This is a genomic window from Flavobacterium antarcticum DSM 19726, assembly GCF_000419685.1.
In the GTDB taxonomy this organism is placed as follows: domain Bacteria; phylum Bacteroidota; class Bacteroidia; order Flavobacteriales; family Flavobacteriaceae; genus Flavobacterium; species Flavobacterium antarcticum.
The window spans coordinates 464,492-486,080 of sequence record NZ_ATTM01000001.1; the positions used below are offsets into that span (position 1 = coordinate 464,492).

General features: G+C 36.7%; 13 protein-coding genes and 1 tRNA gene. 10 read left to right on the top strand and 4 right to left on the bottom strand.

Features of this window, described 5'->3' with window-relative positions:
* The first annotated feature begins 243 nt into the window (after window positions 1-243).
* The 3 genes from rpoC to YWA_RS0102250 all read left to right on the top strand — a co-directional run bounded on the left by rpoC (window position 244) and on the right by YWA_RS0102250 (window position 12,099).
* Window positions 244-4,569 carry a DNA-directed RNA polymerase subunit beta' gene (gene rpoC, locus YWA_RS0102240; protein WP_026718518.1) on the top strand — a complete coding sequence of 1,442 codons (4,326 nt, stop codon included), beginning with the start codon at window positions 244-246 and terminating at the stop codon, window positions 4,567-4,569.
* A gap of 119 nt (window positions 4,570-4,688) precedes the next feature.
* Window positions 4,689-5,006, top strand: coding sequence for a DUF3467 domain-containing protein (locus YWA_RS0102245; protein ID WP_022826869.1), 318 nt, complete (start codon window positions 4,689-4,691; stop codon window positions 5,004-5,006).
* Window positions 5,007-5,265: 259 nt separating this feature from the next.
* Window positions 5,266-12,099, top strand: coding sequence for a T9SS type A sorting domain-containing protein (locus YWA_RS0102250; protein WP_084682965.1), 6,834 nt, complete (start codon window positions 5,266-5,268; stop codon window positions 12,097-12,099).
* Between the two features lie 117 nt (window positions 12,100-12,216).
* Here YWA_RS0102250 and YWA_RS0102255 read toward each other — a convergent pair whose 3' ends face one another.
* Window positions 12,217-12,462, bottom strand: a complete 246-nt coding sequence (locus tag YWA_RS0102255) for a hypothetical protein (protein ID WP_022826871.1) — start codon at window positions 12,460-12,462, stop codon at window positions 12,217-12,219.
* A gap of 146 nt (window positions 12,463-12,608) precedes the next feature.
* Between YWA_RS0102255 and YWA_RS0102260 the strand changes: the two genes are divergently transcribed.
* Both YWA_RS0102260 and YWA_RS0102265 read left to right on the top strand, forming a co-directional pair.
* Window positions 12,609-13,670 carry a DUF2891 domain-containing protein gene (locus YWA_RS0102260; RefSeq protein ID WP_022826872.1) on the top strand — a complete coding sequence of 354 codons (1,062 nt, stop codon included), beginning with the start codon at window positions 12,609-12,611 and terminating at the stop codon, window positions 13,668-13,670.
* Window positions 13,671-13,746: 76 nt separating this feature from the next.
* Window positions 13,747-15,306 (top strand): NAD(P)/FAD-dependent oxidoreductase, encoded by a 1,560-nt coding sequence (locus tag YWA_RS0102265; protein ID WP_022826873.1) that lies wholly within the window; start codon window positions 13,747-13,749, stop codon window positions 15,304-15,306.
* A 1-nt stretch (window position 15,307) separates the two neighbouring features.
* On the opposite strand, the gene YWA_RS0102270 is transcribed toward YWA_RS0102265, so the two are convergent.
* On the bottom strand, window positions 15,308-16,120 hold the full coding sequence (locus YWA_RS0102270) for a hypothetical protein (protein WP_022826874.1): 813 nt from the start codon (window positions 16,118-16,120) through the stop codon (window positions 15,308-15,310).
* 201 nt (window positions 16,121-16,321) lie between these two features.
* Here YWA_RS0102270 and idi point away from each other — a divergent pair, with 201 nt between their 5' ends.
* The 5 genes from idi to YWA_RS0102295 all read left to right on the top strand — a co-directional run bounded on the left by idi (window position 16,322) and on the right by YWA_RS0102295 (window position 18,746).
* Window positions 16,322-16,849 carry an isopentenyl-diphosphate Delta-isomerase gene (gene idi / locus YWA_RS0102275; protein ID WP_022826875.1) on the top strand — a complete coding sequence of 176 codons (528 nt, stop codon included), beginning with the start codon at window positions 16,322-16,324 and terminating at the stop codon, window positions 16,847-16,849.
* 12 nt (window positions 16,850-16,861) lie between these two features.
* Window positions 16,862-17,275, top strand: a complete 414-nt coding sequence (locus YWA_RS0102280; RefSeq protein WP_022826876.1) for a 6-pyruvoyl trahydropterin synthase family protein — start codon at window positions 16,862-16,864, stop codon at window positions 17,273-17,275.
* Between the two features lie 27 nt (window positions 17,276-17,302).
* Window positions 17,303-18,271 (top strand): type I phosphomannose isomerase catalytic subunit, encoded by a 969-nt coding sequence (locus YWA_RS0102285; protein ID WP_022826877.1) that lies wholly within the window; start codon window positions 17,303-17,305, stop codon window positions 18,269-18,271.
* 56 nt (window positions 18,272-18,327) lie between these two features.
* Window positions 18,328-18,594, top strand: coding sequence for a hypothetical protein (locus tag YWA_RS0102290; RefSeq protein WP_022826878.1), 267 nt, complete (start codon window positions 18,328-18,330; stop codon window positions 18,592-18,594).
* A gap of 78 nt (window positions 18,595-18,672) precedes the next feature.
* Window positions 18,673-18,746, top strand: a tRNA-Thr gene (locus YWA_RS0102295).
* 193 nt (window positions 18,747-18,939) lie between these two features.
* On the opposite strand, the gene YWA_RS0102300 is transcribed toward YWA_RS0102295, so the two are convergent.
* Window positions 18,940-19,650 carry a DUF4369 domain-containing protein gene (locus YWA_RS0102300; protein WP_022826879.1) on the bottom strand — a complete coding sequence of 237 codons (711 nt, stop codon included), beginning with the start codon at window positions 19,648-19,650 and terminating at the stop codon, window positions 18,940-18,942.
* Window positions 19,651-19,737: 87 nt separating this feature from the next.
* A complete protein-coding gene (locus YWA_RS0102305) occupies window positions 19,738-21,480 on the bottom strand; it encodes a M61 family metallopeptidase (protein ID WP_245557694.1) in 1,743 nt (580 codons plus the stop codon).
* Window positions 21,481-21,589: the final 109 nt, after the last annotated feature.

A 21,589-nucleotide genomic window follows, 5' to 3' on the forward strand; every position in this document is an offset into this window, starting at 1 on the left:
GCAGTTTTCAGTTTCATACTGTAAACCGCGACTGCAACTGTTTACTAATAGAAAGTTTTTAAGATTTATACCCGTAAATCGTTCCGATTTTTTATTTAATCACACTGATTTTATAATTAGCACTTCAATGAAAATTTGGGGTTTAGAGAAGTAATTCGAGGTACTGGTTTAAGGTTTACTTTAAAGAGTGAATTAGGAACCAAAATCAATTTTTTAATTGCACATAAATCAATAGTAAAAACTATGATGAATAATAGAAATAATAACAATTATACAAATAATAGAGACAAGACTCCTATCAAAAGGTTCAGTAAAATCTCTATTGGTTTGGCTTCTCCAGAATCTATTCTGGCAGAATCTCGTGGTGAAGTTTTAAAACCAGAAACCATCAACTACCGAACGCACAAACCAGAGCGTGACGGTTTGTTCTGCGAAAGAATTTTCGGACCTGTAAAGGATTTCGAATGTGCTTGTGGAAAATACAAACGTATCCGTTACAAAGGAATTGTTTGTGACCGTTGTGGTGTTGAAGTTACAGAGAAAAAAGTACGTAGAGACAGAGTAGGACACATCAATTTGGTAGTTCCTGTAGCTCATATCTGGTATTTCCGTTCTTTGCCAAATAAAATTGGATACATCCTTGGATTACCGTCTAAGAAATTAGACATGATTATCTACTACGAAAGATATGTAGTTATTCAGGCAGGTATTGCTACTAATCCAGAAGGTGAATCTGTAAAAAGATTAGACTTTTTAACAGAAGAAGAGTATTTGAATATTTTAGATACCCTTCCTGCTGATAACCAATATTTAGATGATTTCGATCCTAATAAATTCGTAGCCAAAATGGGTGCTGAATGTATTATGGATTTGCTAGCTCGTATTGATTTAGATCAATTGTCTTATGATTTAAGACACGCTGCTAACAATGAAACGTCTAAACAACGTAAAACTGAAGCGCTAAAAAGATTGCAAGTTGTTGAGTCGTTCCGTGAGTCTAACTTAAACCGCGAAAATCGTCCAGAATGGATGATTATGAAAGTGGTTCCAGTTATTCCACCAGAATTACGTCCACTTGTGCCACTTGATGGAGGTCGTTTTGCAACTTCGGATTTGAATGACTTATACCGTCGTGTAATTATTCGTAACAACCGTTTGAAAAGATTAATGGAGATTAAAGCTCCAGAAGTGATCTTGAGAAACGAAAAACGTATGTTGCAAGAATCGGTTGATTCATTATTTGACAATACACGTAAAGCTTCTGCTGTTAAAACAGAATCTAACAGACCGTTGAAATCGCTTTCTGATTCATTGAAAGGTAAACAAGGTCGTTTCCGTCAAAACTTACTTGGAAAACGTGTGGATTATTCTGCTCGTTCGGTAATTGTTGTTGGACCAGAATTAAAATTGTTCGAATGTGGTATCCCTAAAGATATGGCAGCGGAACTTTACAAGCCTTTCGTGATTCGTAAATTAATCGAAAGAGGAATTGTAAAAACGGTTAAATCTGCGAAGAAAATAATTGACAAAAAAGAACCAGTTGTTTGGGATATTCTAGAAAATGTAATTAAAGGGCACCCGGTATTATTAAACCGTGCTCCTACATTACACAGACTTGGTATTCAAGCGTTCCAACCAAAATTAATTGAAGGAAAAGCAATTCAACTTCACCCGTTAGTATGTACTGCATTTAACGCGGATTTTGATGGGGATCAAATGGCAGTTCACTTGCCACTTGGACCTGAAGCTATTTTGGAGTCTCAACTATTAATGTTGGCTTCTCATAATATTTTGAATCCAGCGAATGGAGCGCCAATTACGGTACCTTCTCAGGATATGGTTTTGGGTCTGTATTACATGACCAAAGAACGTTTGTCAACACCGGAGCATAAAATTTTAGGTGAAGGTTTGACTTTCTATTCTGCTGAAGAAGTAAATATTGCTTTAAACGAAGGAAGAGTAGAATTAAATGCTCGTGTAAGAATCAGAGCTAAAGATTACAATGAAACTGGAGAATTGGTTTACAAAATTATTACAACTACCGCTGGTCGTGTATTGTTTAATGAAGTAGTGCCAGAAGCTGCAGGATATATAAATGATGTATTGACTAAGAAAAACCTTAGAGATATTATCGGTCACGTTTTAAGCGTTACAGATGTACCTACTACAGCGGCTTTCTTGGATTACATGAAAGATATGGGTTACAAATTTGCATTTAAAGGAGGACTTTCATTCTCATTAGGTGATATTCGTATTCCAGAACAAAAACCACAATTGATTGCTGACGCAAGAGAGCAAGTAGAAGGAATTTCTGCTAACTACAACATGGGTCTTATTACTAATAACGAACGTTACAACCAAGTTATTGATATCTGGACTTCTGCGAATGCACAATTAACTGAATTAGCAATGAAAAATATCCGTGAAGACCAACAAGGTTTCAACTCGGTATACATGATGCTTGATTCAGGAGCGAGGGGTTCTAAAGAGCAAATTCGTCAGTTGACTGGTATGCGTGGTTTGATGGCTAAGCCAAAAAAATCAACAGCTGGTGGTGGTGAAATTATTGAAAATCCAATTCTTTCTAACTTTAAAGAAGGACTTTCAATTCTTGAATACTTTATCTCAACACACGGTGCTCGTAAAGGATTAGCAGATACGGCTTTGAAAACGGCAGATGCTGGATACTTGACGCGAAGATTGCACGACGTTTCTCAAGACGTTATTGTAAACATCGAAGATTGTGGTACGTTAAGAGGAGTTGAAGTTGGCGCTTTGAAAAAGAATGAGGAAATTGTTGAAACTTTAGGAGAGCGAATTTTAGGACGTGTTGCATTGCAAGATGTAATCAATCCGATGAATTCAGAAGTTCTTGTGGAAGCTGGAGAACAAATTACGGAAGCAATTATGAAAGCTATTCAAGCTGCACCAATTGAAAAAGTAGAGGTTCGTTCACCATTGACTTGTGAAGCTTTAAAAGGTATTTGTGCTAAATGTTACGGTAGAAATTTAGCGACTGGAAAAATGACGCAAAGAGGAGAAGCTGTAGGTGTAATTGCCGCACAGTCTATTGGAGAGCCAGGAACACAGTTAACACTTCGTACATTCCACGTAGGTGGAGTTGCGGGAGGTTTGTCTGAAGAATCAAGTATCGTTACTCGTTTTGCAGGTCGTTTAGAAATAGAGGATTTGAAAACGGTTAAAGGGGAAGATTCGGAAGGAAACAAAACGGATATTGTTGTTTCACGTTCAACAGAATTGAAATTAGTAGATGCTAAAACAGGTATTATTCTAAATACACATAACTTACCTTACGGATCTAGTATTTTCGTAAAAGACGGTGATATTGTAGAAAAAGGAGCAACCATCTGTAAATGGGATCCATATAACGGAGTAATTATTTCTGAATTTACAGGAAAAATCGCTTACGAAGATTTAGAACAAGGAAGTTCGTTCATGGTGGAAATCGATGAGCAAACTGGATTCCAGGAGAAAGTAATTTCGGAAGGAAGAAATAAAAAATTGATTCCAACTTTATTGATTTACGGTAAAGACGGCGAATTGATTCGTTCTTACAACTTACCAGTTGGAGCCCACTTGATGGTTGACGATGGTGAGAAGATTAAAGCAGGTAAGATTTTAGTGAAAATTCCACGTCGTTCGTCAAAATCTAGTGATATTACTGGAGGTTTGCCAAGAATTACAGAGTTGTTAGAAGCTCGTAATCCTTCGAATCCAGCTGTAGTTTCTGAGATTGATGGAGTTGTTTCTTTTGGAAAAATCAAAAGAGGTAACCGTGAGATAATTATCGAATCTAAATTTGGTGAAATCAAAAAATACCTTGTTAAACTTTCAAGCCAGATTCTTGTACAAGAAAATGACTTCGTAAGAGCGGGAGTGCCTTTGTCTGATGGAGCAATTACTCCAGATGACATCTTGAGAATTCAAGGACCTGCAGCTGTTCAGCAGTATTTGGTTAATGAAATTCAAGAAGTATACCGTTTGCAAGGGGTGAAAATTAACGACAAACACTTTGAAGTAGTGATTCGTCAGATGATGCGTAAAGTTAGAGTGCAAGATCCAGGAGATACTTTGTTCTTAGAAGATCAATTGATCCACACGAAAGACTTTATCGTTGAAAATGATAAATTATACGGAATGAAAGTGGTTGAAGATGCAGGAGATTCTGATACGCTAAAACCAGGTCAAATCATTACTACACGTGATTTACGTGATGAAAATTCACTATTGAAACGTAATGATAAAAATCTTGTTGTGGCACGTGAGGTAATTACAGCTACGGCTACACCTATTTTACAAGGTATCACAAGAGCATCGCTTCAAACGAAATCATTTATTTCTGCAGCATCGTTCCAGGAAACTACTAAAGTATTAAACGAAGCAGCAGTAGCTGGTAAAGTAGATTACTTAGAAGGATTGAAAGAAAACGTTATTGTAGGACATAGAATTCCAGCAGGAACAGGTATGAGAGAATACGACAACACGCTTGTAGGATCTAAAGATGATTTTAATGAATTATTGATCAGCAAAGAAGAGTATAATTATTAAGAATTTATTTTTCTAATTATATTATTCCTATATTTACTAAACCTAACAGTTCGCTGTTAGGTTTTTTTATGAACTGAAAAACCAACATTTTATACCCATTACCCTAAACCCAAAAAAACATGAGCGATCAAAACCAAAACCAACCGCAAGGACAGATAAATATCGAACTGGATGAAAAAACAGCGGAAGGAATTTATTCTAATTTAGCAATAATCAACCATTCAGCTTCTGAATTTGTTGTTGATTATGTTTGCATCATGCCTGGTACACCAAAGGCCAAAGTGAAGTCGAGAATTATATTGACACCGCAACACGCTAAACGACTCTTAAAAGCATTAGGAGAAAATATTCACCGCTACGAAATGGCCAATGGTGAAATAAAAGATACGGAACAACCCGCTATTCCACTTAGTTTTGGTCCTGCAGGACAAGCATAATAGATTAAAGCCTTTTTAACGAAAGGCTTTTTTTTTATAAAAAATCTAACATCTATGTTTTAATATATTGTTAATATATTGAAATATAAATTATTTATTATTCCAATTACTGATTTTAATAATCGTTGTTTCTTTAAAGTACATTGTTTACTGTCTATTCGATAAATCTTTCTATTTGTGTATCACAAAATAACATAAAATTAACTTTATCATAGTTTATTTGTTAATTTAGTAGCCTAATTTTTAACAAAAACTATTTATGAACGAATTTTACTCAGGCTTTATAAATCAGATAGATTTATCTAGCAAATTAGATGAGTACTCAGGTTCGCCAAGGAATTGGCAGACCATGAGTATGAAATCGATGGGATTCGCATTACTGTTTCTCCTTTCTCTTTTTGGAGGACTTGATGCTACTGCCCAGTCGGTTTTGATAAATCCAGCGACAGGTGGTGGATTTGAACTTGGGACTACTTTTGCCGCTAATGGATGGACAGAGTCAAACTCTGTAAATAATCCATGGATGATTGGATCGGCTGCTAACACTGGTTCAATTGCTGGAAACAGTGCTTTTATATCTAACGACGGTGGTGTAACTAATGCTTACACTCAGTCAAATAATGCAACTAATTATTTTTACAAGGATGTAACAATACCTGTTGGCGAAACTAAAATTTTGTTGACTTTTGATTGGGCTCAAAAAGGTGAGAATAGTTATGATTTGTGGCAGGTGTTTTATGCTCCTACTACTGTTACACCAGTTGGTGTAACTACACATGCCGGTTCCGGAACAACTTCTGTTCCTTCTGGAATTGCAGGTGCAACATATATTGGAAACGGATCTTTAGCTACAGGCGTCCAAAACGCATCTTACTACTTGCCAGCTGCATTAGCGGGTACTACGGTTCGATTAATATTTTCATGGAAAAATGAAGTAGGAGGCACACAACCACCTGCTGCAATTGACAATATTTCACTTACTTCAGCAGCTCCGGGAAATTTTGTAAGTATTGCTTCTGGTGATTTTACTTCACCAGCAACGTGGAATTCTGGAATTGTTCCGACAATCTACGATAATGCTACAATTGCGGCGGGAACTACAGTGTCGGTAGATGCTAATGGAAAATCAGCCAAAAATGTTACCGTGAATGGAATATTAGATTACACTGCTACACCTACTTCATTTTCAGTTGTAGAAAACCTAGCTGTTAGCGCATCGGGAACTGTCAACGTATACAATGGCACTGCAGGTAAAACACTAATTGTTGGTGGAAACATCATAAATGATGGTTCTATTAATCTTTCCGTTGGAACAGCAAGTTCAGGGAATTTAACGCTAAACGGAACAGCGTTACAAACCATTAGTGGTGCTGGAACATTTGTTAGTGGTGTGATTAGAAATTTAACGTGCTCAAATACAAGTTCAGCTATTCCAAATATTGATTGGCAATTCAACAATGTTAGTGTAGAGTATAATTTAAACATCAGTAATGCTAAAATAAATCTTGGTTCGAATAAGTTAACACATGGTGTTAGTACCATGATCCATACTGGTACAGGTGCATTTTCTTCTACAAATGGAGGTTTTACAAGCGGAACATTTTCTAGATGGTGGAGTGCTGGAGCAACGGGATATACTACTTTAGGGCCAGCCTCAATTCAAACTGCGCAAGGAGGACGATATCCTTTTATAAATGCAGCAGGACAACCACGATTACTTTATCTTGGTAGAACGTTACCTGTTGATGGTGGTCAATATGCTGTGAAATATACGGATGAAACCACACTTACATATGGTATGTCAATTACCGATGGAACGTACACAGTAACGGATCGATTTAATGGTAAATTTCAAGTTACAACCCAAGGAACGATGCCTTCAGCAGGAAGTTACATCGTTTCAATCTTCGCTCCCGAGGCTTATTCAGCTAGTGCGGCAACAAGTAGAGTTGTAGGAGAAACGGCTTCAATTTCTGGAACAAATCAACCCACTTTTGCAGGTGCGGCAGCACAACGTTCCGCTGTAAACGAAGCAGATTTACTAGCAACTTCTGGATTATATATTGGTATTGGAACGGCTGAGTTGCTCTTCTCACCTATTACTAGTGGTCCTTGGAACAATGCAACTACATGGAATAAAGGTAGTGTGCCAACTTGTACTGATGCAATTGTTATCAGTGGCGGACATACTGTTACTTCATCAGGTGCAGGAAATATCTCAAAATCAATTACTATTAATAACGGTGCTACTTTAGTGGTAGCTGCTGGTGATTTAACTGCAGGTTGTACATTAAATAATAATTTTGTAGTGAACAACGGAACATTAACTGTTAGTGGAGGAACGTTAAACATTAATGGAAATTTAATGAATAATTCAGGCTCTATATTCAATCAATCAGGTGGTATTATTAACGTTGATGGAAGTGATGGTGTAGTGGGTAACTCTGTTGCGACAGGTACGCCAATAGTACGAGTAACCGCTACTGCTGTTTCTAATTTGAACCTGACGGGAGGAACGATTACAATCGTAGATCCACACGCTAGCGCTTCGACTTCAGATTATTCACTTTCAATTTCGCAAGGTGGCGCTGCAAATGCAGCAAGCCCTCTACATACTATTAAATTTGGTGACGGAGTATCGACGACAGCTGGTGGAGGTGCAAATGGATTTTATGTCTATTTATACCCTGGTTCGTACTATTATTCAGTGGGAAGTTTGAAAGTTGATGCATTGACAGGAACTAATAGATTTGTTAAAACTAATTCTACAGTTGGAATATTAGGAGATTTAATCATTTTATCGGGTGAATATCAGATGTCATCAACTACTTATGTAGCAGGAAATATTAGTAATGACGGTACTGTAACTTCGACAATCGCTTTAAATTTAGCTACTTGGACAAACGGTACTGGTTCAGCTAGTGCAAATGCTCAAAGTATTTCTGGTTCGGGTATATTTAGAAATTCGGCAACTCTTCCAACAGCGAGTTTTGGAACCGTAAACATAAATAATACAAATAGTACCGGAATAACTTTAAATACGCCAATATCTGTTAGTGGAACATTAAATATGATATCAGGTATCGTAAATACTACAGCAACTAACTTTTTGACGCTAGGAACTGCAACTGCAACTGCAACTTTTTCTGGTACGCCAAGTGCTACAACGATGTTTAATGGTCCATTTGCACGAACTATCGCTAGTGGAAATACAAATTTTGTAACATTCCCAGTTGGTAAAGCGGAATACATGCCTGTTGCTATTGCACCTTCTACAACTGCAATTTCAGTGTTCAAAGCAGAAACTTTTAATACAAATACAGGAACAGTTAATACATCTATTAATTCACTTGCATCAAAAAGATGGGCAGTTTCTGCAATTAGTGGAACCTATACAGATATCGATGTAAAATTAAGTGATGCAGGAATTACTTCTAGCAGCATTCCTGTTTTAGGAACGGCAGCTGCTGGAATATATGGTAACGCTTTTGGAAGTGTTGCAACATATGATGCAGGTCCGCCTCCTTCAACGGAGTCTAATATGTCTGTTCCTTCAGCAGATTTCACAGGTTTTATTTCTTATGCGAATTCTAATGTTTGTATGGGAACACCAGTTCCTGGAAACACGATTGCCTCAACTTCAACTTTATGCAGTGGTCAATCATTGACTTTATCGTTGGAAAATGTAATTGCAGGAACAGGGATTACTTACATTTGGGAAAGTTCAGCAGACGGTGTGGTCTATACACCAATAGTTGGAGCAAGTGATGCTACGGTAACATTAACTCCAACTGCTAATAACTACTACAGAGCTCAAGTAACTTGTACAACAAACACAGGGACTTCTACTCCCGTTCAAGTTAACTTTTCAAATGTGATCACGTCTACTACACCAGATTCAATTTGTGGTGTTGGAAGTGCAACTTTAGCTGCTACAGCAAATGCAGGAGCTACGGTATCTTGGTATACAAATGCGACAGGTGGAGCGCCAATTGGAGCAGGTACGCCTTTTAACACTCCGTCAATAAGTACTACTACAACATTTTATGCGTCAGCAGAGCAAAGCTCAGTTGTAAATTCTGTACTGGGTTTAGGAGCAACAACAAGTAGTAGTTCTGGCTCTTCATTTCTTCCAGGAGTTTGGGGTGGTGCTAAAACACAATATATTATCAAAGCTTCAGAATTGACCGCGGCAGGTATATCTGCAGGTATCATTACAAGTTTAGGTTTTGAAACTACAACAGCTGGACAAGCCTATCAAGGTTTTACAGTGCAAATGGGTGCTACTTCTCAACAATTAGCAACCACCACGTTTGTTTCCGGATTACAACAGGTATATAAGGGAACACTTGCAAATGATGGATTTATGCCTCTTCCTAATGTAGTTAACACTTTAACATTCGGCACAGGTGCTGGATCAGATAGCGTTTTTAACTGGGATGGTTTGTCAAATATTGTTATTTCTATTTCTTGGAGTAGTGTACCGGCTGCTAGTACAGCGAGTTCTTCAGGAATGAAAGTGGATAATGTTGGTTTTACATCGACATCATACCGTCAGAGAGATAATTTGACACCAGCTGATATGTTGGCAGAAACGAGTGCTGCAGGAACAACTTTAAATCGTCCGAGATTTACCATAAATGGATTCAATGTTTGTGGCTCTTCAAGAGTACCGGTTGTTGCAACTGTAACAGCTCCTCCAGCATTTGCCCTTGATGGAACTACTGCAACTATTTGTAGCGGAGAAACAACTCCAACAGCAGTTACGATTTTAACAGGTGCTTCAGATTATGATACTTATGTATGGTCTCCAGTTGAAGGAGTTACAGGTAATGCAACAAGTGGTTGGATGTTTAGTCCTACTACTACGACAACGTATACATTGACAGCATCACAATCAGCTGGTGTTTGTTCTAATTTAGGAACTTACGAAGTTACTGTTAATCCGTTACCAAGTGCTGTCGTAATTAATGCTTCTGCAACTTCATTGTGTATTGGTGATTCTGCAGTAAAATTGAGCGTTGGAGCTATTAGTCCAATGGTTGGAGGCTGCTTAACTGAGGTTAATGGTCAGTATCCAGCGAGTACTTTCAGTCCTTCTATTCTTGACGGTACAACGGTTAATGTTGTAACTACAGTTGGTTACGCGAGTGAATACAGCGTAGTCTCTGCATTAGCAAATGTTAATTACACTTTTGTTTCTTCTATTGCTACAGATTATATTACAATCAGTAATTCAGCAGGAACTGTTATGTACGCGGCGGGTCAAACTCCTCTTCAGTGGACTTCAACAACTGCATCTGACATTAGATTTTATACACATGCAAATAGTACTTGTGGAGAACAAAGTTCGAGTCGTACTAGAGGAATTATAGCTAAGTCATTTGAATTGCCTACTTGGTCTCCAACTACGAATCTTTACTTAGATGCTGCTGCAACAATTCCATATGTTGGAACGCCGGAAATTAGCGTTTATGCAAAACCTAGCGTTACGACCACTTACTCAGCTCTTGCGAGTACTTCGTTAGGTTGTACTTCAACTACAGATATAGAAATTACAGCTATTGATTGCGGTATTTCTTATGCAAATTTACAATTCCCTGGTACTGCAACAATCACAGATTGTGCTACTCAGACTTTCTATGCTCAAGTGTATAAAGCGGGAGTTACTGAAGCTGCAGGTCAAGGAGCTGGAATAACAGCTTGGATTGGAAAAAATTCAGCAAACACAGATCCTGCAACATGGTCTGAAGCAAGCTGGGAATTAGCTAGTTTTAACGTACAAGTTGATAATAACGACGAATATCAAATGACATTTGGACCGTTAACAGCAGGTACTTATTACGTAGCGAGTAGATTCGTATACACTCCTGGAAACTATGTTTATGGCGGTTATACTGCTACTGGTGGAGGAATTTGGGATGGTACAACTAATGTGAGTGGTGTTTTAACTGTTGAGACGGTAACTGCACCAACTGCAACTGCACAAACATTCTGTAACGTTGGGACCGTTGCTGATTTAGTAGCAACAGGAACAGATTTACAGTGGTATGCTGCCGCAACAGGTGGAACTGCATTGGTTAACACAACAGATTTAGCTTCTGGAAACTATTATGTTTCTCAATCAGTTGCTGGATGTGAAAGCGCAAGAACGATGGTTGTAGTAACTTTAAATGTTACTGCTGCACCAACTGCAACTGCTCAAACATTCTGTAACGTTGGAACGGTAGCTGATTTAGTAGCGACAGGAATAGTTGGTTCAACAATTCAGTGGTATGCTGATGACACAACTTTAACTCCTTTAACTGACACGACAACTTTAGCTTCTGGAAACTATTATGTTTCTCAAACAGTTGCTGGATGTGAAAGTGCAAGAACGATGGTTGCCGTAACTTTAAACGTTACTGCTGCACCAACTGCTTCAACGCAAACATTCTGTAACGCTGCAACAGTAGCTGATTTAGTAGCCACTGGTACAGATCTAAAGTGGTATGCTGCGGCAACAGGTGGAACGGCATTGGTTAGCACAACTACATTAGCTTCTGGAAACTACTATGTTTCTCAAACAGTTGCTGAATGTGAAAGTGCAAGAACTATGGTAGCAGTAGTTATTGGAAGTACACCTGCACCAACAGGAACAGCAACTCAAGATTTTACAGCTGGTCAAACTTTAGCAGACTTTACAGTAGTGGGTAGTAGTATTATGTGGTACAGTGATGCAACAGGTTCAACTGTTTTGCCAACATCTACAGTACTGGTTTCAGGAACAACTTACTATGCTTCCCAGACGGTTAATGGATGTGAAAGTACCACTCGTTTAGCAGTAACTGCAGGAGTAGATTTAAAAACTCCTTCGTTTGAAATTAGTAACCTTCGTTATTATCCAAATCCAGTTCAAGATGTCTTAACTGTGGATTATTCAGAAGCCATTCAAAGTGTTCAACTGTACAATATGTTAGGTCAAATGGTTTACAATAGAAACACAAATGCTTCTAAAGTGACGATTGACATGGCTACTATGGCAGCTGGAAATTACATCTTGCAAGTAACCGTAAAAGGAATTACTAAAAATGTAAAAGTGATCAAAAAATAATTATTTGAACACACGCTTTTAGCGTAAAACTTAAATCCCGATTGTCACGCGACAATCGGGATTTTTTATTTTAATGAATTCTCGAACAGAAAGAACTATTAATTTTGCAAAAGTGCGCTAAAGTTTTACTTCGTAAAGTTCACCACGATGCGGTTTTAAAGTATCGCGTATCTGAATCATATGTGCATCAGTAACTACAATATAAGCGATTGAGTACATGTCATTAATGATTTCAAAACCAGTATTGTCTAATGGTAATTTTTCACTTTCAATATATTCTTTTAGATGAACCAAATGATGCTCAGCAGTTTTCGCAGCTGCTTGACCTCTAAAATCCCAAATTAATTTTATCTGACGTTCCATTTTGTTTGTGTTTTAATGCAAAAATACGCCGTTTTTATAAATAGCCTAGTTTTTTAAACTCCGTACTTCATCGTTTATCCATTTTTTGTAGAACTCAAGTAACTAACTTACTTCAAAATGCGTATTTTTGAGTAAAAGTATCCCGTATGTACAAATATATTTTGCTATTTCTAACTGTAGCTTCTTCTAGTTTTGCTCAAATCCTCACGGCGGAACAAGCCAATCATTTGGCCACTCTACCTATCAAATGTTTGCAACAAGAGTATCCCAATAAGTTAAGCCAACTTTTAATTGACAGTTCTGAAATAGCTTCTCCGAAAGAATTACATCCTGCGTTTTATGGTTGTTTTGATTGGCATTCCTCGGTGCACGGACATTGGAGTTTAGTTTATTTGCTAAATCACTTTCCTGAATTGAATTCTCGTGCCGAAGTCATTAAAAAGTTACAAGTCAATTTATCTAAAGAAAATATTCAAAAAGAAATTGAATACCTTTCAAAACCTCATGAAAAGTCGTTTGAACGTACTTATGGTTGGGCTTGGCTACTAAAGTTACAAATGGAACTCGATTCATCTTCTGATGCTTACGCGAAAAATTTAGCACAAAACCTGCAACCACTTACCGATATTATCGCGAGTCGGTATATCGAGTTTTTACCCAAATTAAATTATCCCATTCGAGCAGGAACGCATTCTAACACGGCTTTCGGGATGAACTTGGCGTGGGATTATGCCGTTTATTCTAAAAACGAGGCTTTGCGCCAAAGTATTTCTGAAAATGCAATCCGACTATATCAAAAAGACGAAAATTGCCCTTTTGACTGGGAACCAAGTGGTACAGATTTCTTGTCGCCATGTTTAGAGGAGTTGGGAATTATGCAACGTGTTCTGCCTGCGAAAATTTTTTTAGTTTGGACGAAACAATTCGCGCTAAAATTATTTAATCGGAAATACAATTGGGATGTGGCTCGAGTTTCGGATCGAACGGATGGACATTTAGTACATTTGGATGGATTGAATTTCAGTCGCGCTTGGAATTTTTATTATTTAATACAGCAGTATCCAAAGGAATTTTCACACTTACAAGAACTTGCAGATACGCATTTGACTTTCTCGCTTCCTTCCGTTGTGGATGGGAATTATGAGGGTGAACATTGGTTAGCATCTTTTGCCTTGCGATCTTTTGAAATGAAAAATACTACAAAGTAAATAGTAAGGATAACCTCAATCATCTTGAAGCTTATGTTTTAAAAAATCGCTATTTTTGTAAAAAAATAAACGATTCATGTCTAAAGAACTCTTGCTCCAAGTTGCCCCTGAAATTGCAGTAAATGCTGATTTGCTAAAAGCGCATATTGGAAAATTAGAACGCATCAGTTCTGCTGAAATTCAGCATGTTTCGATTTTGAAACGCTCGATTGATGCGCGACAAAAAGCAATTAAAATCAACTTAAAAGTGGTTGTTTTTTTTCATGGAGAACCTATTGTTGAAAAGCAAATTGAATTACCAGATTACAAAGATGTTTCAAATGCAAGAGAAGTGCTGGTCGTTGGAGCAGGACCGGCCGGACTTTTTGCCGCTTTGCAATTGATTGAAGTGGGATTAAAACCAATCGTTTTAGAACGGGGGAAAAACGTGCAAGAACGCCGACGCGACTTGAAAGCGATTAACCGTGATCACATCGTTCATGAAGATTCAAATTATTGTTATGGTGAAGGTGGAGCAGGAACGTATTCCGATGGAAAGTTATACACACGTTCAAAAAAACGCGGCGACGTAGATCGGATTCTAGAGTTATTCGTTGCCTTTGGTTCGCCAGCCGATATCATGGTTGATGCACATCCGCATATTGGAACCAATAAATTACCTAAAATTATTCAAGCCATTCGAGAGAAAATCATCGAGTTTGGTGGCCAAGTTTTATTTGACACGAAAGTTGTTGATTTTCTTGTGAAAAATAATTCTATTGAAGGTGTTGTCACTCAAAATGGCGATAAAATTCTAGCATCTCATTTAATTCTAGCAACAGGACATTCGGCTCGTGATATTTATGAATTGTTGCACCGAAAACAAATATTTATTGAAGCGAAACCTTTTGCTTTAGGCGTTCGGGCAGAACATCCACAGGAATTAATTGATAAAATTCAGTACAGTTGTGATTTTCGGGGAGAATTTCTTCCACCAGCTCCATACTCTATTGTCAAGCAAGTAAACGGTCGCGGAATATATTCGTTTTGTATGTGTCCTGGTGGCGTTATTGCACCTTGTGCCACAAGTCCAGGGGAAGTTGTGACAAACGGTTGGTCGCCTTCAAAAAGAGACCAGCCAACAGCCAATTCTGGTATTGTGGTCGAATTAAAATTAGAAGATTTTAAACCTTTTGAAAAATTTGGACCTCTTGCTGGAATGGAATTTCAAAAAAGTATCGAGCAGCAAGCGTGGCGATTAGCGGGAGAAACGCAAAAAGTTCCTGCACAACGTATGATTGATTTTACACAAAGTAAAGTCTCCGAATCGATACCTAAAACGTCGTATGTTCCTGGAACTACTTCAATAGAATTAGGACGCGTATTTCCAGGATTTTTAACACAAACCTTGCGAGAAGGGTTTGTTGAATTTGGCAAATCGATGAAAGGATATCTGACGAACGAAGCCATTTTACACGCCCCAGAATCCAGAACTTCTTCACCAGTTCGAATTCCTCGCGACCCAATTTCACTAGAACATTTGCAAATAAAAGGATTGTATCCTTGTGCTGAAGGAGCCGGTTATGCAGGTGGAATTATTTCTGCCGCAATTGACGGTGAAAAATGTGCATTGAAAATTGCAGAAAGTATTTCGTAACCTAGTTGCAGTTTTCGTACTCCAGTAAAAGCTCGTCAAACATTTTCATATTGTATTGGTGAAAAAGTAACAAGTCGCCCCGCTTTTGGTCTTTCGGTAGTTTGTTGTATTCTTTTTGAGTCGCTTTATACATGTTTTTGCTTTCGGCTTTTAATTTCTTTTTTTCCTCTTTAGAAAGATTTTTGTCATACATATAGTTGTCCACTTTTTTAACAAGTGCTGGACAATCTTTGAATAATTCTTTTAAAGGGTTTGCCATTCTATCACGCAAATTAAAAATATCTTGTATCTCAATGTTGTAGTAATCAATAGCATAGTTTTCATTGGCATTTTGGTAATAGAAAATTTCGCTAACAGTAAAAGTTTTGCCAGAAGGAAATTTTCCGCCGGGATTAGTACTGCTTTCCGTGTGGTAAAAACCATATACATTGATCTTTCCACTTCGCAATAAAGGCAGGAAAATTTTGACTTTGCTTTCTTGTAAAAAACCTTTTCGGTCAATGTTTCTAATGAATAAAGCCCTGTACTCTTTGTCAAAACCGTCGTAATGGATTACTATTTTGTCAATAGCTGCAATCGCAACTTTTTTTGATTCTGAATCCTCATTTCTTTTAAACTTGACTGTTTTGTCGTTGTAAATTAATCCTTCTTCAAAAGTTCCAAAAAAGTTGAAATCAAAAAATTTGTCTTCAAGAAATGAATCAAGTACTCCTGTTTCAAATTTACCATCTGTAAAAAAGAGTGTAGCGTTTACCTCTTTTGCCTGAGCAAAACAGCTAATAAAAAGGACTAGAAGTGTAAATTTTAATTTCATTTTCGGTTTATTAGTACTGGTTAAATAGATGTTTTATTACTTGAGAGATAGTCTCTTGCTCCTCTACAATAGGTTCCAAAAGTAATTATTTATTTTTAATGAAGGCCTTTTTCTTCAACTTTCGTTAAATATTTCACAATGCTGTAAAACGGCTTTTACCTAATAAGTTTTTCGTATTTTTGAAAATTATATGAGTATAGTATGATGGAAGAACAAGTTATTCTAGTAAATGAACAAGATGAACCAATTGGCTTAATGCCTAAATTGGAAGCACATGAAAAAGCGGTATTGCATCGTGCCTTTTCTGTTTTTATTTTAAATAAAGACAACGAAATTATGCTGCAACAACGAGCTTCGCATAAGTATCATTCTCCTTTGTTGTGGACCAATACCTGTTGCAGTCACCAAAGAAGTGGCGAAACAAATGTACAAGCTGGAGCAAGACGTTTGCAAGAAGAAATGGGTTTCACTGCTGAACTAAAAGAATTATTTCACTTTATTTATAAAGCGCCTTTTGACAACGGTTTGACTGAGCATGAACTTGACCATGTGATGATTGGATATTCTGATGAAAAACCGATTATTAATGGGGAAGAGGTTGAAAATTGGAAATACATGTCAATCGAAGCAGTCCGAAAAGACATGCAAGAAAATCCCGGTATTTATACGGTTTGGTTTAAAATTATTTTCGATAAATTTTACCATTATATCGAAGAACATACGATTTAATAAAATACTATTATGAAAGTTACTATTTCACGCAAAGCACATTTCAACGCTGCACATCGTTTGTACCGCAAAGATTGGAGTGATGAAAAAAACCAAAGTATTTTTGGAAAATGCAACAACCCTAATTTTCACGGCCACAACTATGATTTAACGGTTAGTGTCACAGGACAGATTGATCCTGAAACGGGTTACGTCATGGATGTAAAAATACTTTCAGACTTGATTAAGTACGAAATTGAAGATTCTTTTGACCATAAAAATTTAAATTTAGACGTTCCAGAATTCAAAGAGCTGAATCCTACCGCGGAAAATATTGTAGTGGTAATATGGAATAAACTTCGCGCAAGGATTACTAAAGAACATGATTTAGAAGTGATCTTGTACGAAACTCCTCGTAATTTTGTTTCTTATAAAGGGAATAAATAGTTTCAATTTAGTTAAAATCATTTTTTGATGCACCAGCAGTTCTATCCATTACAATTTGACCCTATTTTGAAACAAAAAATTTGGGGTGGCGAAAAACTTAAAACGCAATTTAATAAATCAATTGTGTCTAATACTACCGGCGAAAGTTGGGAACTTTCAGCGGTTCAAAATGCAGTCAGTATAATTTCTAATGGCGCTTTTAAAGGAAAATTAATCACGGATTTGATTGAATCTTTTCCTATTGAAATTCTTGGCACTTTTGTTTATCAGCGCTTTGGAAAAGAATTCCCATTGCTATTTAAGATTTTAGATGCCAAAGAAGATTTGTCTATTCAAGTACATCCCAATGATGTTTTAGCGAAAGAACGCCATAATTCATTAGGGAAAACTGAAATGTGGTACATCATGCAAGCCGATAAAGATGCTGAGATTATTGTTGGGTTTAAAGAAAATGCAACAGAAAGTGAGTACTTGGAAAAATTACAAAGCAATAAATTACCAACTATTTTAAACCAAATTACGGTACAAGAAGGCGATGCTTTTTTTCTTGAAACGGGAACGATTCATTCTATTGGAGCAGGAATTGTAATCGCCGAAATTCAGCAGACTTCTGATATCACTTACCGTTTATATGATTTTGATCGAAGAGACGAGACTGGAAATAAACGCGAATTACATGTTGATTTAGCTTTAGAAGCAATTAATTACCAGAAACAAGAAACCCAAAAGTTTTACTTCAAAGAACCCAATAAGTCCAATCCAATTGTGGAGTGTCCTTATTTTACAACAAATTTTCTTCCATTAGCCGAAACGCTTGAAGTCACTAAAGAGGGTGATTCTTTTACTGTTTATATGTGTGTAGAAGGTGCTTTCTCTTTTGAAAGTGAAGGATCTATTTATGAGTACAAAAAAGGAGATACAATTTTGATTCCAGCAGCACTGAAAAATTACGTGTTGCATGGAAATGCTTCGATTTTAGAAATTTATATTAAATAGGCGGATATAAGAAGATAATGTGTACTTTTGCAAACGGAAATTAAAATAAAAATAAAATGGCCAATATTAAGAATTTAAAGAAAGACATCAACTACGTTTTAGGTGATATTATCGAAGCAGTTTACTTGTACGAAATGACTACAACTGGAAAACCAAGTGTAGAAACAGATGCTTTAATTGACGAAGCAATTGCTGCATTTGACGCTTTGATCTCAAAAGTGAATGCAAAAAATGTTGAAAATAAAAAAGCACACTTTTCTCAAATCAATAAAGATTTAGAAGAAACTGCTAATCAATTAGTTGCTAAAATCAACGCATTGTAAGAAAAAAAAGTGCAAAAAAATCTGAAATTTTATTTGGAAATTTAAAATTCAGTCTTATATTTGCACCCGTAATGAGACGCCAGCGTAGCTCAGTTGGCTAGAGCAGCTGATTTGTAATCAGCAGGTCGTGGGTTCGAGTCCCTCCGCCGGCTCAATACAGAAACCATAACATTTATTTGTTATGGTTTTTTTTGTGCTTTATAATTTAGTGTTTATTTAGAACGAGTTCTATGTCAAAACAGATAACACATGTACTGTAAATTAATACAATCGGCTTCTACCTTGTACTAAAAAAAAATGCAACTCTGTTTAGAGTTGCATTTGATATTCAAACAAAAATTCAAACTAGTTTTCTTTTCTTCTTTCGTTGAGGTATTCAGTTAGTAGCTTTCCGTATCTTGATTGTGCTACCTTTTGAGACATCGAATTATTTATGGTGTCTAAGTACTTTATATTGGCACCTGTAAGCTCAGTTAAAGCTACGTATGGCGCCACTTCGTACTCTTTGTTTGTAAGCGCAAAATTAATACCGTATAAATACTTTCTACTCACTCTTTTGTTTAATTTGCTTTCAATACTATCTAAGTCTTGCACTCTTTTGAAACGCAAGGCATCGTATTTTTCTTTTGAAATATCAAGTATTTCACTGTTGTATTTACTGTTGATTTTTTGGAATTGTTCAAATAATTCGTGATTTTTTGAGCCTGTTACTTTCGCACTTGCATAAAAGTATTTAAGATCTGTGTCCACAGTCATCGTTCCTGGTTCTGCAAATACAGGCAAACTATTGTCGATTGATTTCGTCACACCACGGTCAAGTACTAAATACACTACTTCTGGCGATTCTAAATTAAAGTCAAATTTAAATGTAGAACTACCCTGTATTTTTACACTATCGATTGCAACTAAAGTACTGTCGTTCATTTTTTGTAAGTACAACATTCCGTTTGAAAATCCTTTGATATTTCCTGTGATGTGTGTATTAGCATCTGAATTTTTATCAGAACAACTTGTAATAACTAGCGCTGTTGCAAGTGCAAGAAAAACGTTTTTCATGTGGTTTAATTTTTTGGCAAAATAATAAAAAAATCCCCAAACAAGTGACTTATTTGAGGATTATATTTGGATTTGGTTTTGGACTACTTATCCTTTCAACCAAGCTTCTTTAAGTAATGCTTTTGTGCTGTCTGTGAATTTGTATCCCGGAATTAATTCTTTGGGAAGAAGTGCTGTTCCAGTGTATGTATGTTCTGTTCCATCACGTCTGATCTTAAAAGTAACTTCATCATTTTCCTTCAGAGACATACTCCACATAATTAAGTCGTTGATATTGTCTAAATTGTATGCTTTTCCGTTTACGGACAGTAAAATGTCGCCACTTTCAATACCAATCTTTTGTAGAAAGGGATGTAATGGAGCATAGGGAATAAAACTAATTTCTTTTGTGTTGGGGTCGATTGTGATTAAAGGTGCTTGCTCTTTTATAAATAAATTCCCATCGGTTGCTACCATTGTTTTTGTAACGCCCATTTTAGAAAAATAGTCAACATAAGGAATTGGAGTAGGACCACTGACGTATTTTGATAGAAAATTTCCCACTGATGGGTAGGTCAATTTAGTTATTTTTGCAAATAATTCACTGTCGTCAAATGCTTTCTCGGTCCCGTACTCTTTTGAAAGTTGCTTCATCAAATCCAAAATACCACTTTTGCCATTACTTTGCTCTCGAATTTCAATGTCAATACACATTGCAATTAAAGCGCCTTTTTCGTAGACGTTCAAATATTGATCTTTATAAGGTTTAATCAGTACATTGGCACTCATCCTTGTAAAAGGCAACATGTCGTTCATGGTAGAAGCATTGGCAATTTTCCCCGCCATTCTTTTGTAAAATTCATCTTCAGATATCAAACCTTGATTGACCTGAAATAAATTTGCGAAATATTCGGTGACTCCTTCGTACATCCATAAATGTTCGGACATTTTAGGAGAGTTGTAGTCAAAATTCTGAATTTCTTTAGAATGAATACTTAACGGGGTTACGATGTGAAAGAATTCATGGGAAACTACATCTTTCAATTGTTCTTGCAATTCTGCCAGTGGCAAAGCTTCGGGCATAACAACGGTTGTTGCTGTAGGATGTTCTAAAGCGCCATAACCTGCTGCATCGGGTTTAGAATTATCCGCTAAATAGAGTAGCACTGCATATTTTTTTGTAGCATTAAAATCACCAAGAAAATTTTTCTGAGCCGTCATCATTTTTTTCATTTCAGGCGTAATACTTTTAGCCGTAACGATTCCGTTAGGCGAATAAACGGCAATCAAGATTTCCATTCCTTGAATAGTAAACGTGGTATAATCCGGTTTGGAATACATAATGGGATTTTCAACTAATGTTGAATACCTGCTTGTTGCGAAAACGTCTTTCTTCTTGGATGCGTCCAAATCATTCATCGCTGTTGCACCCCAAAGATGTGCAGGATGAAGAATTGTCAGTTCGTAAGGTGAATTTGCAAAACCATCAAAGTAGCCTACAAAAGCATGGGTGTTGATCATGAAATTTTTGCCCTTGTCGATATTGCTTCCCGCTGGCGAAAAAATTTCATGTGTATCTTCAATGTCGTAGGTGTCGTTTACTTTATAAGTAATCGTTTTTGCTCTGTTTGCATCGGCAATTTGCCAAGAATTCTCCGTCATTTTTGACACATTTAAAAGCTTTCCTTTTGCATCAAATGCTTTAAAATCGACGATATATTTTCCATAATCATCTTCGGAGTACGTTCCAGGAATAATTTTTGGAACACTGTAGAGTAATGATGATGCGGAAGTTGTTGGCACGTTCACTAAAACGGTAACTTGGTCATCCGTGATTTTATTTAAATCCATAAATACCTGGATTTTGGATTGAGACCATCCGAACACAGATAAAAGTAATGCGAAAAATAAAAATGCTTTAGGTTTAAAAATCATCTTGCGAAAATATTAGTTTTAAGTG

What these genes read in the sequence shown, in the direction of transcription:
- rpoC (WP_026718518.1), top strand. Translation starts at nt 244, where the DNA reads ATGATGAATAATAGAAATAATAACAATTATACAAATAATAGAGACAAG.
- YWA_RS0102245 (WP_022826869.1), top strand. Translation starts at nt 4,689, where the DNA reads ATGAGCGATCAAAACCAAAACCAACCGCAAGGACAGATAAATATCGAA.
- YWA_RS0102250 (WP_084682965.1), top strand. Translation starts at nt 5,266, where the DNA reads ATGAACGAATTTTACTCAGGCTTTATAAATCAGATAGATTTATCTAGC.
- YWA_RS0102255 (WP_022826871.1), bottom strand. Translation starts at nt 12,462, where the DNA reads ATGGAACGTCAGATAAAATTAATTTGGGATTTTAGAGGTCAAGCAGCT.
- YWA_RS0102260 (WP_022826872.1), top strand. Translation starts at nt 12,609, where the DNA reads ATGTACAAATATATTTTGCTATTTCTAACTGTAGCTTCTTCTAGTTTT.
- YWA_RS0102265 (WP_022826873.1), top strand. Translation starts at nt 13,747, where the DNA reads ATGTCTAAAGAACTCTTGCTCCAAGTTGCCCCTGAAATTGCAGTAAAT.
- YWA_RS0102270 (WP_022826874.1), bottom strand. Translation starts at nt 16,120, where the DNA reads ATGAAATTAAAATTTACACTTCTAGTCCTTTTTATTAGCTGTTTTGCT.
- idi (WP_022826875.1), top strand. Translation starts at nt 16,322, where the DNA reads ATGATGGAAGAACAAGTTATTCTAGTAAATGAACAAGATGAACCAATT.
- YWA_RS0102280 (WP_022826876.1), top strand. Translation starts at nt 16,862, where the DNA reads ATGAAAGTTACTATTTCACGCAAAGCACATTTCAACGCTGCACATCGT.
- YWA_RS0102285 (WP_022826877.1), top strand. Translation starts at nt 17,303, where the DNA reads ATGCACCAGCAGTTCTATCCATTACAATTTGACCCTATTTTGAAACAA.
- YWA_RS0102290 (WP_022826878.1), top strand. Translation starts at nt 18,328, where the DNA reads ATGGCCAATATTAAGAATTTAAAGAAAGACATCAACTACGTTTTAGGT.
- YWA_RS0102300 (WP_022826879.1), bottom strand. Translation starts at nt 19,650, where the DNA reads ATGAAAAACGTTTTTCTTGCACTTGCAACAGCGCTAGTTATTACAAGT.
- YWA_RS0102305 (WP_245557694.1), bottom strand. Translation starts at nt 21,480, where the DNA reads ATGGATTTAAATAAAATCACGGATGACCAAGTTACCGTTTTAGTGAAC.